This is a genomic window from Rhodobacter ferrooxidans (assembly GCF_000176015.1).
GTDB lineage: Bacteria > Pseudomonadota > Alphaproteobacteria > Rhodobacterales > Rhodobacteraceae > Pseudorhodobacter_B > Pseudorhodobacter_B ferrooxidans.
The window spans coordinates 81,728-96,261 of sequence record NZ_ACYY01000011.1 but is presented as its reverse complement, the minus strand read 5'-3'; the positions used below and the strand labels follow the sequence as shown (position 1 = coordinate 96,261).

15 protein-coding genes are annotated in these 14,534 nt (G+C 68.4%); 6 read left to right on the top strand and 9 right to left on the bottom strand.

The genetic code is table 11. The annotated features are described in order from the left end of the window. Window positions 1-40: 40 nt before the first annotated feature. The 3 genes from RSW2DRAFT_RS09750 to ubiA are packed head-to-tail and all read right to left on the bottom strand — an operon-like array spanning window position 41 to window position 3,382. A complete protein-coding gene (locus tag RSW2DRAFT_RS09750) occupies window positions 41-370 on the bottom strand; it encodes a hypothetical protein (RefSeq protein ID WP_008030444.1) in 330 nt (109 codons plus the stop codon). 26 nt (window positions 371-396) lie between these two features. Next, on the bottom strand, window positions 397-2,349 hold the full coding sequence (locus tag RSW2DRAFT_RS09745) for an OmpA family protein (protein WP_008030442.1): 1,953 nt from the start codon (window positions 2,347-2,349) through the stop codon (window positions 397-399). Window positions 2,350-2,407: 58 nt separating this feature from the next. After that, window positions 2,408-3,382 (bottom strand): 4-hydroxybenzoate octaprenyltransferase, encoded by a 975-nt coding sequence (ubiA, locus tag RSW2DRAFT_RS09740; protein ID WP_008030440.1) that lies wholly within the window; start codon window positions 3,380-3,382, stop codon window positions 2,408-2,410. 12 nt (window positions 3,383-3,394) lie between these two features. Here ubiA and RSW2DRAFT_RS09735 point away from each other — a divergent pair, with 12 nt between their 5' ends. From RSW2DRAFT_RS09735 to RSW2DRAFT_RS09720, 4 genes are read left to right on the top strand one after another with little or no spacing between them, the layout of a single operon-like run. Next, window positions 3,395-4,132 carry a 16S rRNA (uracil(1498)-N(3))-methyltransferase gene (locus RSW2DRAFT_RS09735; RefSeq protein ID WP_008030438.1) on the top strand — a complete coding sequence of 246 codons (738 nt, stop codon included), beginning with the start codon at window positions 3,395-3,397 and terminating at the stop codon, window positions 4,130-4,132. Then, window positions 4,129-4,842 (top strand): endonuclease NucS domain-containing protein, encoded by a 714-nt coding sequence (locus tag RSW2DRAFT_RS09730; protein WP_008030436.1) that lies wholly within the window; start codon window positions 4,129-4,131, stop codon window positions 4,840-4,842. The genes RSW2DRAFT_RS09735 and RSW2DRAFT_RS09730 overlap by 4 nt, the downstream gene beginning before the upstream one ends. Window positions 4,843-4,845: 3 nt before the next feature. Then, window positions 4,846-5,427 (top strand): hypothetical protein, encoded by a 582-nt coding sequence (locus tag RSW2DRAFT_RS09725; RefSeq protein ID WP_008030434.1) that lies wholly within the window; start codon window positions 4,846-4,848, stop codon window positions 5,425-5,427. Between the two features lie 48 nt (window positions 5,428-5,475). Next, entirely contained in the window at window positions 5,476-6,822 is a 1,347-nt protein-coding gene (locus RSW2DRAFT_RS09720; RefSeq protein WP_008030431.1) for a glutamate--cysteine ligase, read from the top strand. 77 nt (window positions 6,823-6,899) lie between these two features. On the opposite strand, the gene plsY is transcribed toward RSW2DRAFT_RS09720, so the two are convergent. Genes plsY through RSW2DRAFT_RS09690 form a run of 6 tightly spaced genes read right to left on the bottom strand, consistent with a single transcriptional unit; the run spans window position 6,900 to window position 12,007 of the window. Next, on the bottom strand, window positions 6,900-7,505 hold the full coding sequence (gene plsY / locus RSW2DRAFT_RS09715; protein WP_008030429.1) for a glycerol-3-phosphate 1-O-acyltransferase PlsY: 606 nt from the start codon (window positions 7,503-7,505) through the stop codon (window positions 6,900-6,902). A 3-nt stretch (window positions 7,506-7,508) separates the two neighbouring features. Further along, on the bottom strand, window positions 7,509-8,783 hold the full coding sequence (pyrC, locus tag RSW2DRAFT_RS09710) for a dihydroorotase (protein WP_008030427.1): 1,275 nt from the start codon (window positions 8,781-8,783) through the stop codon (window positions 7,509-7,511). Continuing rightward, entirely contained in the window at window positions 8,780-9,775 is a 996-nt protein-coding gene (locus RSW2DRAFT_RS09705; protein ID WP_008030425.1) for a DUF4268 domain-containing protein, read from the bottom strand. The genes pyrC and RSW2DRAFT_RS09705 overlap by 4 nt, the downstream gene beginning before the upstream one ends. Then, complete coding sequence (locus RSW2DRAFT_RS17945) at window positions 9,772-10,233, bottom strand: hypothetical protein (protein WP_008030424.1); 462 nt, start codon at window positions 10,231-10,233, stop codon at window positions 9,772-9,774. Before RSW2DRAFT_RS17945 ends, RSW2DRAFT_RS09705 begins: the two co-directional genes overlap by 4 nt. Beyond that, window positions 10,226-11,188, bottom strand: a complete 963-nt coding sequence (locus RSW2DRAFT_RS09695; protein WP_008030422.1) for an aspartate carbamoyltransferase catalytic subunit — start codon at window positions 11,186-11,188, stop codon at window positions 10,226-10,228. Before RSW2DRAFT_RS09695 ends, RSW2DRAFT_RS17945 begins: the two co-directional genes overlap by 8 nt. A 57-nt stretch (window positions 11,189-11,245) precedes the next feature. Beyond that, window positions 11,246-12,007: a hypothetical protein gene (locus tag RSW2DRAFT_RS09690; protein ID WP_008030421.1), complete on the bottom strand. Its 762-nt coding sequence runs from the start codon at window positions 12,005-12,007 to the stop codon at window positions 11,246-11,248. 54 nt (window positions 12,008-12,061) lie between these two features. Between RSW2DRAFT_RS09690 and RSW2DRAFT_RS09685 the strand changes: the two genes are divergently transcribed. Beyond that, a complete protein-coding gene (locus RSW2DRAFT_RS09685; protein WP_008030419.1) occupies window positions 12,062-12,850 on the top strand; it encodes a uracil-DNA glycosylase in 789 nt (262 codons plus the stop codon). A gap of 214 nt (window positions 12,851-13,064) precedes the next feature. After that, window positions 13,065-14,534 carry an efflux RND transporter periplasmic adaptor subunit gene (locus RSW2DRAFT_RS09680; RefSeq protein ID WP_008030418.1) on the top strand — a complete coding sequence of 490 codons (1,470 nt, stop codon included), beginning with the start codon at window positions 13,065-13,067 and terminating at the stop codon, window positions 14,532-14,534.

Below are 14,534 nucleotides of genomic sequence, written 5' to 3'. Positions count from 1 at the left end.
ACGGTTGTCGCAAGCCGGGTAGGCGGAACTGCCGCACGGGTTACGGCGTGGCGTGCATCCGTTCGATATAGGCGCGCATTTCCTCGGCCTCGGTGCGGGCGTCGCGCAGGCCTTCCATTGCCGCGCGCAGTTCCGCCTCGGTCTGCGAGATCCGGTTGGTCAGTTCGGCCTCGCGGTCCTCCAGATACAACAGCGCCTGATCGCGGGTTTCCTCGGCCTCGTGCAGCGATTGCGCCAGCCGGTCCAACTCGCCCATGTCAGCCCCGGCGATGCGACGAAAGCGGTGCAACAGCCAGTAGGAAAACCAGCCCAAGGCAAAGGCCAGCATCAGGATGATGGCCGTGGCGATGATGAATTCGGTGCGGTTCATGTCGGGTGCCTTGGCGGTTCAAAGGGTCAGGGGCTGGTTGCGGCGTTGGCGGGGCGGCGCTTGGCGCGGCGGGTCTTTTCGGTGGGGGCGTAAGAGACGGTTGGATCGGCAGCCGCCACCACGGCGTCATCGGCAGGTGTGTCGGGGGCAGCGGCGGCGGGCATGTCCACCGGAGTGAACTCGATCCGCCGGTTGGCCTCGCGGCCTTCGTCGGTGCCGTTGTCGGCCAGGGGCTTGTCCTCGCCATAACCCACCGCGGTCAGTCCGGCCACCGGCGCGCGGCGGCCCTGCAGGCCCAGCAGCACCGCTTCGGCCCGCGCCTGTGACAGCGCGCGGTTGCCCTCGGTGCTGCCTTGGGCATCGGTATGGCCGCCGATTTCCAGCCGCAGGTCAGGGCATTTGATCAGCACTTCGGCCAGCGCATCCAGCGTCTTGCCGGCCGAGGCGGCAATCTCGGCCGAGCCGGGGGCGAAGGTGATCTTCTGCACCGCGAGGGCCGTGTTGATGTCGGCCAGACATTCCGCGGGCGTCGGCAGCGCGGCCAGCGGGTCCAGCGCCTCGTCATAGGTCACATCGACCTTGAAGCTTTTGCCCTGCCCAAGCTGCCCCGACAGCACCTGGGTGATGCGGGCGCGCGCCCCCTGGTTGCCGGTGACGCCCTTCACCTCGACGGTATCGCTGCGCACCATCAGGCTGCCGTGATGCAGCACCGCCAGACTTTGCAGCCCCGCCAACACCCGCACCGGCCAGCCATCGGGAAGTTCAGGGTCGAACCGCGTGGCGGTATAGACCTTGCCTGCACCGAAATTGGCGCGGGCAAAGCTGTCCACCGCATCGCGCAGCACCTCGTCGGTCAGCCGTCCGCGCAGTTGCACCTGACCATCCTCGGCCAGCGTGGCGGTGAATTCGGCGGGGCCCGCCAGTTCGGCGCTGGGCTTGGGCGGCAAGGTGGCTTGCAGCGAGAACACCGGCGGCAAGGCGGCCTGCAATTCCCCCACCACCCGGTCGAATGTCGCCTGCGGGGTTTCGGGGTCGGCCAGCAGCGTCACATCGGCGTCCGAGAACGTCAGGCTGCCCTTGCCAATGGCGGTCAGCGCGTTGATCCCCGCCTCGGCGGCTTCGGCCCAGGACGGGGTGGGCACGCCAAGGCCGATGGTGCAGGCCGATTTCGCATCGGCCCCGGCGGCGGTGGCGGCGGCCAGAATCCGGCTGCGGGCGCGTTCGGTATCGGCAGAGCAGGCGTCGAACCGCGCGCCTTCGGCATCGCGCACGAAGCGCAGGGTGAAGGGCGTCAGCACCGGCCGGGGCGCCGAGATGTCCATCGTCACCGCCAGCCCCTCGGGCTTGGCCTTGGCCAGAGCGGCCTCCCAGGTGCGCTTTTCAGCGTCCGAGCCGGAAATGGCGGTGATCGCCACGAGGTCGGCGGCGACCGAAATCTTCGACCGTGGCAGCATTTTCAGCGCCGCCAGCCCGTAATCCAGCGCCGCATCCCAGCCCGCGGGCGCCGGGAAGGCGGCGGTTTCCAGCATGTCCGACACCGACAACCCATTTGCCAACGCCGTGGCATCGGCCAGCAGCGCATCCTGCCCGGTGGTGTTCTCCGCCGCCTCGGGCAGCAGCCCGATCAGCGAGATGCCGTCATCATTGCGCAGCATTTCCACCGAGAATCGCGGCGCCTCGATCGCCATCAGGGGCGTGACTTCCAGATCATCGCGCACCCTTGCCGCGTCGATCACCCCACCGGCCATGTTGATCACGCTGAACCTAGCGGCCTCGTTCGGGGCGGTGCCGACCAGATGCACCTGCAAGCCGTCCGGCACCGCCTGCGCCCAGGTGATGCCCTCGGCCAGCAGCCGCGAGGTGATGGCGGCAGCCGAGCGGTTCTCGATCACCGCATTGGCGGCAAAGGCCACCAGCACGGAAAACAGGCCCGCCGAGGCAAAGGCAGCGGCGGCGATTCGCGTCTCGGTCAACTGCATCGGGGGCCTTTGGTCGGGGTGTTGCAGACTGTCTAGGCGGATGCCGCCCCGGGTTCAATCAAGCCAGCGCCGCTGCGGCAAGAAACAGCGCAAGGATCAGGCCGGCGTCGCGGTTGGTGCGGAAGAGGTGCAGGCAGCGCGCCGGGTCTTCGGTATCCAGCCGCGACAGTTGCCAGGCCAGATGCCAGCCAAAGGCCCAGACCCCGGCCAGCGCTAGCGCCAGCGCGGCAATTCCGGCAGTATCCACCAGCGCCAGCCCGCAGGCCAGCATCAGCAGCACCAGCGTTGCCACCAGAAACCCCCGCAGCCAGGGTTTTGTCGCCGCGCCGAACAGCCGGGCGGTGGATTTCACCCCGATCAGCGCGTCGTCGTCCTTGTCCTGATGCGCATAGATGGTGTCGTAGAACAGCGTCCAGGTGATGCCGCCCATCCACAGCAGCACGGCGGGCGCTTCCAGCCGTCCGGCATGGGCGGTATAGGCCAGCAGCGCCCCCCAGTTGAACGCAAGGCCAAGGAACACCTGCGGCCACCAGGTGAACCGCTTGGCAAACGGGTAAACCGCCACCAGCGCCAGCGAGCCGACGCCTAGCCCGATGGCCACCCAGTTGAAGCTGAACAGAATAAGCGCGCCAGCCAAGCTTTGCCCCACCATCCAGACCAGCGCCTGTTTGACGGTCACTTGCCCCGAGGGGATGGGGCGCGAGCGGGTGCGGGTGACGGCGGCATCGAACTCGCGGTCGGTGATGTCGTTCCAGGTGCAACCCGCGCCGCGCATCAGGAAGGCCCCCAAAGCGCAGCCGAGGATGATCCACAGATCGAACAGGCGAAAGCCGTCGCGGGCGGCGGCCAGCGCCACGCCCCAGAGGCAGGGGATCAGCAAAAGCCAGGTGCCGATGGGACGGTCGGCGCGGCTGAGGCGCAGGTAGGGGCGGGTTGCGGCAGGGGCGAGGGTATCGACCCAGTTGCCGCGCGGCGCATCGGCAACGCTGCCTTGCGGGGCGACAGGCTCTGGCAATTCGGGCGGGACGGACATAGGTTTGCCCTCATGGCAGATGCAAAGATCAGGCTCTATGTAGATCAACCGCTTGGGGTGGGGCAACCGGTTCCGCTGAACGCCGATCAGGCGAATTACCTGTTTGCGGTGATGCGGCTGGGGCGGGGCGACGCGGTGCTGCTGTTCAATGGCCGCGACGGCGAGTGGCGCGGGGTGGTGGCCGAGGCGGGAAAGCGCGGTGGCGTGCTGGTTTGCGACGCGCAGACCAGGCCCTTGCAGATGCCGCCCGATCTGTGGCTGCTGTTCGCGCCGATCAAGAAGGCGCGCACCGATTTCATCGTGGAAAAGGCAGCGGAGCTTGGGGCGTCACGCATCCTGCCGGTGCAGACCCGCTTCACCAATGCCGAGCGCATCCGGCAGGACCGCTTGCAGGCCCATGCGGTCGAGGCGGCAGAGCAATGCGGCGGCACCTTCGTGCCCGAGGTCTGCGATCTGCAAGGTCTGGACAAGGTGCTGGACACCTGGCCCGCCGAGCGGCGGCTTTTGTGGTGCGACGAGCATATGGTGGGCGGCTCCTCGGCCCTGACAGGCCTCCTCGCAACGGCGCGCGGTGGGCCTTGGGCGATCCTGATCGGGCCGGAGGGTGGGTTTGCCGAAAGCGAACAGGCGCGGCTGCGGGGGCTGCCGCAGGTCGTGCCGATCAGCCTTGGCCCGCGCATCCTGCGCGCCGATACCGCGGCGGTGGCGGCGCTGGTGCTGTGGCAGGCGGCGCTGGGGGATTGGCAATGAGGGGTGACTATCGCGACTGGCTGAAGGCCGAGGGCTATTCCGACAAGACCATCAGCACCCAGTTGTCGCAGGCGGCGCGGATCGAGACCAACTATGGCCCGATCGAAGATATCCTGTCGAATGGCGGCTATGACGCGCTGTTTGCCGAACTGACCTATTCATCCGAGGACGAGCGGCGCAACCGGCCAAACCCGTCGAAGATTGGCATCGACGGCAACCTGCGCAACTCGCTGGCCTCTTACAAGAACGCGCTGGCGCGCTATGCCCGGTTTCTGGGCGCGGCACCGGGCGAGGTGGTGGAGCCATCGGTGCTGCCGCCCGCGGACACCATGGAAAAGCAGCGCCTGTCGTTGGAGCGCGACATGCAGACGGCGCTGCGCGAGGATCTGGCGCGGCTGGAGCCGGGGCTGGTGATCATCGACGATGGGGCGGAACGGGTGGTGCTGTCGGGCTTCATCGACATTCTGGCGCGGGATGCGGCGGGGGCTGTGGTGGTGATCGAGTTGAAGGCGGGCAAGACCGATGCGCGGGTGATCGGGCAGGTGCTGGGCTACATGGGCGACATCGCCGCCGAGGATGCGGCGGCGGCGGTGCGCGGCATCATCGTGGCGCATGATTTCGACCAACGCACCCGCTCGGCGGCGCGGGCGGTGCCAAACCTGACGCTGGTGCGCTATGCCGTGGCGTTCAGCTTTTTCCCCGAGGGCTAGGCGATGGCCGGTGCCCTCTTCCGCCCCGAGGTGCTGGCGCTGCTGCGGCGTTGGCGCGAGGTGATTGCGGCGGCTCTGGTGGCGGCTGGCGGGCTGTGGCTGATGCGCCTTGGGGGCTGGTTGCTGATCCCGCTGGGGGCGGCGCTGGTGGGGCTGGCCTTGGGGCTGGGGCTGCTGGCCTGGCGGCGGATGCGGTTCTGGCAGGGGGTTGATGCACCCGGCGTGGTCGAGGTGGACGAGGCGCAGATCAGCTATTTCGGCCCCGAGGCGGGCGGCTTCGTGGCGCTGCCCGATCTGGTGGAGCTGCGGCTGGTTCGCCTGCAGGGGCGGCAGTTCTGGCGGTTGAAACAGGCCGACGGGCAGGCGCTGCTGATCCCGGTGGCAGCGGCGGGGGCGGCGCTGCTGTTTGACGCCTTTGCCGAATTGCCGGGGATGGACAGTCAGGCGCTGGTGGCGGCTTTGGCGCCGGGGGCGGCGGGGGCGGTTTCCGGGGCACGGGGGCTGGCGATGGTGTCGGATACCGCCAGCATCGGCCCGGTGATCTGGCGCCGCGCCGCGCGGGCGGCCTTGACTCGCGCGCCGTGACGCGACACCTGTGTTCGCCTGAACAAACCGAAGATCGGAGAGCCCCCCATGTCCATTCCCCAGTCCGGCGGCGGGCCGATCGAGGATTTCGCGCAGCTTGCGGCGGCGATGGAAGACGGCTGCAAGCCGAAAGCCGATTGGCGCATCGGCACCGAGCACGAGAAGTTCGGCTATCTGACCGCCACGCATGCGCCCTTGCCCTATGAAGGCGCGGCCTCGGTGCGGGCGCTGCTGGAAGGCCTGCGCGACCGCTTCGGCTGGACCCCGGTGCTGGAGCAGGAGCATATCATCGGCCTGACCCGCAACGGCGCCAACGTGTCGCTGGAACCGGGCGGGCAGTTCGAACTGTCGGGCGCGCCGCTGATGTCGGTGCATGAAACCGCGGCCGAGTTTGACAGCCACATGGCGGAAGTGGCGGCCCTTGCCGGTCCGATGGGCGTTAAGTTCATGGGGATCGGGGCGGCGCCGGAATGGCGGCACGAGGCCATGCCGGTGATGCCGAAGGGCCGTTACCGCTTGATGACCGACTACATGGGCCGGGTGGGCAGCCATGGCACCGAGATGATGTATCGCACCTGCACGGTGCAGGTGAACCTGGATTATTCCAGCGAAGCCGACATGGTGAAAAAGCTGCGGGTGTCGCTGGCGTTGCAGCCGGTGGCGACGGCGCTGTTCGCCTCCAGCCCGTTCTTCGACGGGCGGCTGAACGGCCACAAAAGCTGGCGCTCGCGCATCTGGCGGGGGCTGGATGACAGCCGCACCGGCATGCTGCCGTTCGCGTTCGAGGACGGCATGGGGTTCCAGGCCTACGTCGACTGGGTGCTGGATGTGCCGATGTATTTCGTCTACCGCGACGGCAAGTATATCAATGCCCTGGGCCAGAGCTTCCGCGATTTCCTGAAGGGGCGCCTGCCCGCGCTGCCCGGCGAATTGCCGACGCTGAGCGACTGGGCCGACCACATGACCACGGTATTCCCCGAGGCGCGGGTGAAGAAATACATCGAGATGCGCGGCGCCGATGCCGGGGATCGCGGTCATATGGTGGCGCTGCCGGCGTTCTGGGTCGGGCTGATGTATGACCAGTCGGCGCTGGATGCGGCCTGGGATCTGGTGAAGGGCCTCGACGCCGAAACCCGCGAGGGGCTGCGGGTGGCGGCCTCGGTTTCCGCCTTGCAGGGCGAGGCGGGGGGCGTGAAGCTTATGGCGCTTGCGCGGGCGGCGGTGGAGCTGAGCCATGCCGGGATGGTGGCGCGGGGCTTGGGCGAGGAGGCTTTGCTGGCGCCGTTGCAGGACAGTCTGGCGAGCGGCGGCGTGCAGGCCGACCGGCTGCTGGCGCTGTATCACGGGCAATGGGGCGGCGATCTGGGGCGGGTTTATCAGGCGGTGAGTCTGTAAGGGGGGCGCTGCCCCCATTCGTGCCGTTGGCCCGAATTCCCCCGGGATATTTAAGAACAGATGAAAGGCGAGAGGCTTTACTTCTTGCCGATCTTCGGCTCGGTTCCGGCGCGCAGGCGGGCGATGTTGGCGGCGTGGCGCCAGTAGATCAGCAGCGTCAGCAGCACGCCCAGCAGGAACATCCGGCCCTGGCCGAGGCCGAGCATCCACAGCGTCGAGGAACCCGCCGCCACCAGTGCCGACAGCGACGAGATCCGGCTGAGCGCGGCGGTGACCGCCCAGGTGGCGCAGACCGCAAGGCCCACCGGCCAGGCCAGCGCCAGCAGCGTGCCGATGAAGGTGGCGACGCCCTTGCCGCCCTTGAAGCGCAGCCAGACCGGGAAGATATGGCCGATGAACGAGGTCAGGGCCGCCAGTTGGGCTGCATCCTCGCCCACCGCATAGCGGGCGATCAGCACGGCGATGCCGCCCTTGGCCGCATCAAGGATCAGCGTCGCCAGTGCCGCGCCCTTGTTGCCGGTGCGCAGCACGTTGGTGGCCCCGATATTGCCCGAGCCGATGCTGCGCAGGTCGCCCAGACCCATGGCGCGGGTGATGACGATGCCGAAGGGGATCGAACCCAGAAGGTAGGCCATCAGGCCTGTCAGAACCAGAAGCCAGGGGGCAGAGGTGAGAAGGGGCATGGCTTACTCCTGTGGGCCAAAGACCGAGGCGCCGCCGAGATAGGTGGCCAGCACCTTGCCCTCCAGCCGCTCGCCGTCAAAGGGCGTGTTGCGCGATTTCGACAGCAGGGTGGCGCGATCGAGCACGAAGGGGGTGTCGGGGTCGAACAGCACCAGATCGGCTGGCGCGCCGGTGGCAAGGCGACCCTGCGGCAGGCCAAGGCGGCGGGCGGGGTTCAAGGCCAGCGCCCGGAACAGGCCGGGCAGGTCGATGGCGCCGGCATGGTAAAGCCGCATCGCCGCGGGCAGCAGGGTCTGCAGGCCCACGGCACCGGAAGCGGCTTCCTCGAACGGCAGGCGCTTGGATTCCTCGTCTTGCGGCGTGTGCATCGAGCAGATCACGTCAATCAGCCCATCCGCCACCGCCTGCACCATCGCCAGCCGGTCGGCCTCGGCTCGCAGCGGCGGGGTCAGCTTGAAGAAGGTGCGATAGTCGCCCACGTCGAGGTCATTCAGCGTCAGGTGGTGGATCGAGATGCCTGCGGTGACATCCAGCCCGGCATCCTTGGCGCGGGCAAGGGCGGGCAGCGACTGGGCGCAGGTGATCTGGTCGGCGTGGTAGCGCACACCGGTCATTTCCACCAAGGCCAGATCACGCTCCAGCCCCAGCCGCTCGGCCAAGGGGTGCACGCCGGGCAGGCCGCGCAATGACGCGAACTTGCCCGAGGTGACGGCGGCACCGGCGGAAAGGCCGGGGTCTTGCGGGTGGCCGATCACCAGCGCGCCAAGGCTGCGGGCATAGGTGAAGGCGCGCGACAGCACCTTGCTGTCGGTGGTGACATGGTCGCAATCGGTGAAGGCAAGCGCGCCCGCGTCCAGCAGGAAACCGATCTCGGTCATCTCGCGGCCCGCGCGGCCCTTGGTCAGCGCCGCCATGTGGTGGATGCGCACGGGGCTGGCATCGCGGGCGCGGCGGGTGACGAATTCCAGCGTCTCCGGCGTGTCGATGGCGGGGGCGGTATCGGGGCGGGCGATGATGGTGGTCACGCCGCCCGCCGCTGCCGCCAACCCGGCCGAGCGGAAGGATTCGCGGTGCCGCTCGCCCGGCTCGCCAATCTTGACGCCCAGATCGACGATGCCGGGGGCCAGACACTTGCCGCCACAGTCGATGATCCGCGCGCCTTCGGGCGCCGGGCCGTCCAGCGCCGTTATCAGGCCACCCGCCACCGTCAGGCTGCCCAAGGCATCGCTGCCGGTTTCGGGGTTGATCAGGCGGGCGTTGGTGAAATGCAGGGTCATGGCAACTCCGGCCCTTGGCTGGGGGATTGCAGGGCTTTGACACGGGCATGGAAGGTGCGGTGCAAGGCGCCCAGGGTTTCGGCCAGCCATCGGTGCTGCGCGGGCCAGGTGGTCTGATCTGCAAGTGCTGCAACGTTGCGGGTGATCGCGATGCGGCGGTCCTTGCTGGCGGTATCATCCCAGATCAGCGGCTGGCCAAAGTCGGTCTCGATGGCGCTGCGCTGGGCGGCAAGCTGCTGGAAATGCGCGTCGGCGTTGGGTCCGGTCAGATAGACTTCCGCCCGCAGCCAGTTTTCCTTGAAACCGACCACCGCATTGAGGTTGACCCCGGTCTTGCCAAGGCCATGCACGATCCAGTTCTGCGCCAGCGCCTTGACCGGGCGGATGCGCTGCTGCACTTCGCCCAGATGCGTCTCGAAAGCTTCCCAGAACGCCAGTTGCAACTGCCGCCGGTCCGACAACTCGCCGGGGGGCGTCACCTTGCCGATGACGCGCCGCGCCCAGTCGTTGGGTTCAACGACCACGTTGAAGCGCGGAGCGGGCAGGCTGTCGCCAATGTGCCAAAGCTCCAGTTCACAGGCAAAGAAGCGGTGGTCTTCGCTGGTGATGCTGTTCAGCCAGTCCAGTGCCGCGCGGTGTTCGGGGCGGATGGCCTCGCCGATCAGCACGACGGTGCGCGCCTGCAGCCCCGAGGCATAGGTCAACAGCTTGCCCAGATGGTCGTGATCGGACTTGCCAAACTGGTTTTCGATCAGCACCCGGTCACTTTCCGGGCTGCCGGTGTCACGGCACAGGATATCGGCGCGATAGCCGCCACCGGGCAGCGCCATCTCGACGGCCTCCAGTTCCCAGCCATCGGCACCGAACCCCAGCGTTTCGGCCAGAATTGCCAGATTGTCGGGCTGGGCCAGCCAGGGGGTGAAATCGCGCGCCTCGTCCTGCCAGATCTGGCGCAACGAGGCGATCCGCTGCAGCCGACCCAACGCACTCATTTGCGGCGGCCCTGCCGGGCGGCGTCGATGGCGGTGATCACGGCGGGAGCGTCGGCCAGATATTTCATCAGGTGCTTGTCGCCGCCATGCGTGACGATCTGCACGTCACCAAAGAACGGCCTGGCCTTGGAAATATCGCCCAGCGGGATGTTGCGCCCCGCAGGCCCCAGCAGGCGGCGGTTGGTCAGCCGCCAGTTCAGCACCAGCGCTTCCGAGGCCAGATAAGCCGCCCGCGCGCCGATGGCCAGCACCGCCGCCACCGGCCCGACCCAGGGCGCCGGGTCGCCCCGTGCCACCAGCACGATACCGGCGATCACGCCCCCCACCAGCGCCAGTATGGCGTGGCCGCGCCAATAGCTGGCCCGGTCCGAGGTCCAGCTTTGCAGCAGGGTTTCGCCCTCGGCCAAGGGCGTCGGGATGTTGGAGCCGAAGAGCGTATCGCGCTTGATCTCAGGCATAGGTTTCCACTGCTTTCCGGCCGCGTTCCGCCCGCAGGTTGCGCGCCAAGAGGTCCATGCAGGCCATCCGAACTGCCACGCCCATCTCGACCTGATCCTGAATGACGCTGCGGTTGATGTCGTCGGCCAGCGTGCCGTCGATCTCGACCCCGCGGTTCATCGGGCCGGGGTGCATGACGATGGCATCGGGCTTGGCATGCGCCAGCTTGTCGGCATCCAGCCCGAAGCGGTGGTAATACTCGCGTTCCGAGGGGATGAAGCCGCCGTCCATCCGTTCGCGTTGCAGGCGCAGCATCATCACCACGTCGGCGCCCTCCAGCCCCGCGGCCATGTCGTCATACACCTCGCAGCCGAATTCGGCGACGCCGGGGGGCATCAGGGTCGGTGGGGCGATCAGCCGGATGCGGTTTTCCATCTTGCCCAGCAGCAGCAGGTTGGAACGCGCCACCCGGCTGTGAGCAATATCACCACAGATTGCCACGGTCAGCCGCTGGATGCGGCCCTTGGCGCGGCGGATGGTCAGCGCATCCAGCAAGGCCTGGGTCGGATGCTCGTGCCGCCCGTCACCGGCGTTCAGCACGGCGCAATTCACCTTTGACGCCAGCAGGTTGACCGCCCCCGAACTGGGATGCCGCACCACCAGCAGGTCGGGGTGCATGGCGTTCAGCGTCAGCGCGGTGTCGATCAGCGTCTCGCCCTTTTTCACCGACGACTGCGCCACCGACATGTTCATCACATCCGCCCCCAGCCGCTTGCCCGCCAGTTCGAAACTGGCCTGGGTGCGGGTGGAGTTTTCGAAGAACATGTTGATCTGGGTCATGCCGGCCAGCACATCGGCCTGCTTGACGGTGCGCCGGTTCAGATCGACATAGCGGTCGGCCAGATCCAGCACGGTCCTGATCTCGTCGGGGGCCAGGTGTTCGATGCCAAGCAGATGGCGCGCGCGAAAGGTCATGGGCATAGTCCCTGTCTTTTGTCCCTCTATCGCAAGAAGGGCGCCGGGGGGCAAGCGTCAGAGCAGCGCGGGCGTGCAGCGCAGATCCTCGGCCCGGATGCCACCGCGAACAAAGCCATGCCAGCGGAACGACCAGCGCAGAAAGCGCGGGCGAGTGGGGTCGGCGATGTGCAGCAGGATCGGCTTTGGCGCGGTCAGGCCCATCAGCGGCGGCACTTGTGCAAGCGGCATGCCCTGCGGGCCGATCGCCATGCAGCGCGGCAGGTCCGGCTTGATGCGGGCGGCATCGGCAAGCAGCTGACCTTCCAGCCGCATGGAATCCGCCACGATCACGGCCAGCCACAGGCAAAAGCCCAGCGCCGCCGCCCGCACCAGCCCGTGCAACCCGAAAGTGGTCACCAGCGCCAAGGTCGCAAGGGCAGCCAGCAGCCCCAGATGTACCGCCAGCGGGTGCGCGTTGCCGGCCAGAGCCGACCCAAGGGCCAGTGCTGCAATCCCCGCCGGGACCACCATGGCAACGGCAATCAGCAGGTTGTCCAACGCCGGGGGCATGGCAGGATCGGCCGCAGCCGGCCAATTGCCATGCCAGGCCTGCCACAGCCCGCTGGCAATCAGACCCGCAACAATGGCTCCGAAGACCAGCGCGAAGAAGGTGCCAACCATCGCGACGCCCAGCGCATAACCCGCGCCCTGATGGTAGGCTGCATTGCCATAGACGGCAAAGGTCATCAGTGCGATGACCCCCAGCGCGCCCAGCCGCAGCGCATGGCGCGCGGGCAGGACCAATCCGGCAAGGGGCGGGCTCGGCGGGGCTTCCATCAGCCCGGTTCTACCGACTGGCCCCGGCCCCGGCAATGTCCTAGGCTGACGCCCATGGGAATCGCGCCAGATATCGACGGGATGGACGGGCAGGTGGCGCTGGCGGCGCTGGCCTGGCAGGTCGATCTGGGCGCGACAGAGGCGATCGGCGATGCGCCGGTGAACCGCTATGAAATGCCAGATGCCGTGGCGGTTGCCAAGGTGCAGTCGGCACCCGTGGTCGCAGCCCCTTATGCCGATCCGGTGGCGGTGGCCCGTGCTGCGGCGGCGGGCGCGGGCACCCTGGCCGAATTGCGGGCGGCGATGGAAGCCTTCGATCTGTGCGACCTGAAACGCGGTGCCCGCAACACGGTGTTCGCCGATGGCAATCCAAATGCCCGCGTCATGCTGATCGGTGAGGCGCCGGGCCGTGACGAGGATGCCGAGGGCCGCCCCTTCGTCGGCCGCGCCGGGCAGTTGCTGGACCGCATGCTGGCCGCCATCGGCCTGTCGCGGCAAAGCCCAGATCCGGCAGCGGCGGTCTATATCACCAATGTGCTGCCCTGGCGGCCACCGCAGAACCGCGACCCCGCGCCGGACGAGATCGCGATGATGCAGCCGTTCCTGGCCCGGCACGTCGAACTCGCCGCCCCCGAGCTGATCGTGCTGATGGGCAATATCTCGTGTCAGGCGGTGCTGGGACAGCGCGGCATCACCCGGCTGCGCGGCCAATGGACCGAGGCTTTCGGCCACCCGGCGCTGCCGATGCTGCACCCGGCTTACCTGCTGCGCACCCCCGCCGCCAAGCGCGACAGCTGGGCCGACCTGCTGGCGCTGAAAGCCCGGCTGCGCACCGGTGGCTGAGGCTTTCATCTGTTCTCAAATATCCCCGCCGGAGGCACCCGCTGCCAGCACAGACGCTCCGCGGGGGATATTTGAGAACAGATGAAGCCCATCCGCCGGTTTTCACGACGGAAACGCAGATGTGAGGCGTTCAGGTCGTTGTAGGGTAGCCGCGGCAAAGCTTCCGCATATATCATCGGCGGCAGGGGCACCGGCGCGGGAGTAGGCCTGAGACATGCGATTTTTCGGACGCAGCCTGATCGGACTGTTGTTGCTGGCGCTGACGCTGGGGGTGCTGGCGCTGGCCGGGCAAACCGTGGTCGGGGCGTTTCAGGCGCGGCTGGCTGATGCCGGGCCGGGGGGGGCAGCACGCGAGCGCGAGTTCACCGCGGCGGTGGTCACGGTGCAGCCGGGTGTCGTGGTGCCGGAACTGACGGTGTTCGGCGAGGTCAAGGCGCGGCGGATGCTGGAATTGCGCGCGCCCGGCGGTGGCCGGGTGATCTGGCTGGCCGAGGGGTTCGAGGACGGCGCCGCGGTTGCGGCTGGGCAGGCGCTGGTGCGGCTGGACCCGGCAGAGGCCACCACCGCCCGCGATCTGGCGCAAAGCGATCTGGCGAAGGTCGAGGCCGAGGTGGGCGAGGCTGACCGGGCGCTGGTTCTGGCGCGCGATGCGCTGGCCGCCGTGCAGGCACAGGCGGCGTTGCGGGCGCTGGCTTTGGCGCGGCAGAATGACCTGCGCAGTCGCGGTCTGGGCTCCGAGGCGGATGTCGAGGCGGCGGCGCTGGCGGCGTCCAGTGCCGATCAGGCGGTGTTGTCGGCGCGGCAGGCGCTGTCGCAGGCCGAAACCCGGGTCGATCTGGCGGCCACCGCCGTCTCGCGGCAGCGCATCACCCTGGCCGAAGCCGAGCGGGCGCTGGCCGAAACCGAGATACGTGCCGGTTTCGCCGGGCGGCTGAGTGGTGTTGCAGTGACGACCGGCGGGCTGGTCAGCCCCAACGAGCGGCTGGCCGATCTGATCGACCTGGCGGCGCTGGAGGTGTCTTTCCGGCTGTCCACCGCGCAATATGCCAGGCTTTCCGACGCCACGGGCGGGTTGCTGGCCGCCCCGGTGCAGATCGCGCTGGATGCGTCGGGCAGCAAGGTGGTGGCCCGCGGGCACCTGAGCCGGGTCGGCGCGGCGGTGGGGGAGGGCCAGACCGGGCGGCTGGTCTATGCCGCCCTTGACGCAAACCCCGGCGCGGGAAGCGGCGATCTGCTGCCGGGCGATTTCGTCAGTGTGATCATTGCCGAACCGGCGCTGGAGGGGGTGTTCGCGCTGCCCGCCGCCGCCTTGGGCACCGGCGACCGGGTGCTGGTGCTGGGGCCCGAGGACCGGCTGGAGGAGCATCCGGTGCAGGTGGTGCTGCGCCAAGGCGACAGCGTGATCCTGCGCGCCGAGGCGCTGGCCGGGCGCGAGGTGGTCTCGGCCCGTTCGCCCTTACTGGGGGCGGGGATCCGCATCCGGCCCACGCGCGGCGATACGGCGGCGGTTGACCCCGAGCCGGTGGTGGCGCTGACGCCTGAGCGGCGCGCCAAGCTGGTGGCTTTTGTCGAGGCCAACAGCCGGATGCCCGCCGAGGCCAAGGCGCGGATGCTGGAACAACTGGCGCAGGATCAGGTGCCGGTGCAGGTGGTGGAACGGCTGGAACAGCGGATGGGGGGCTAG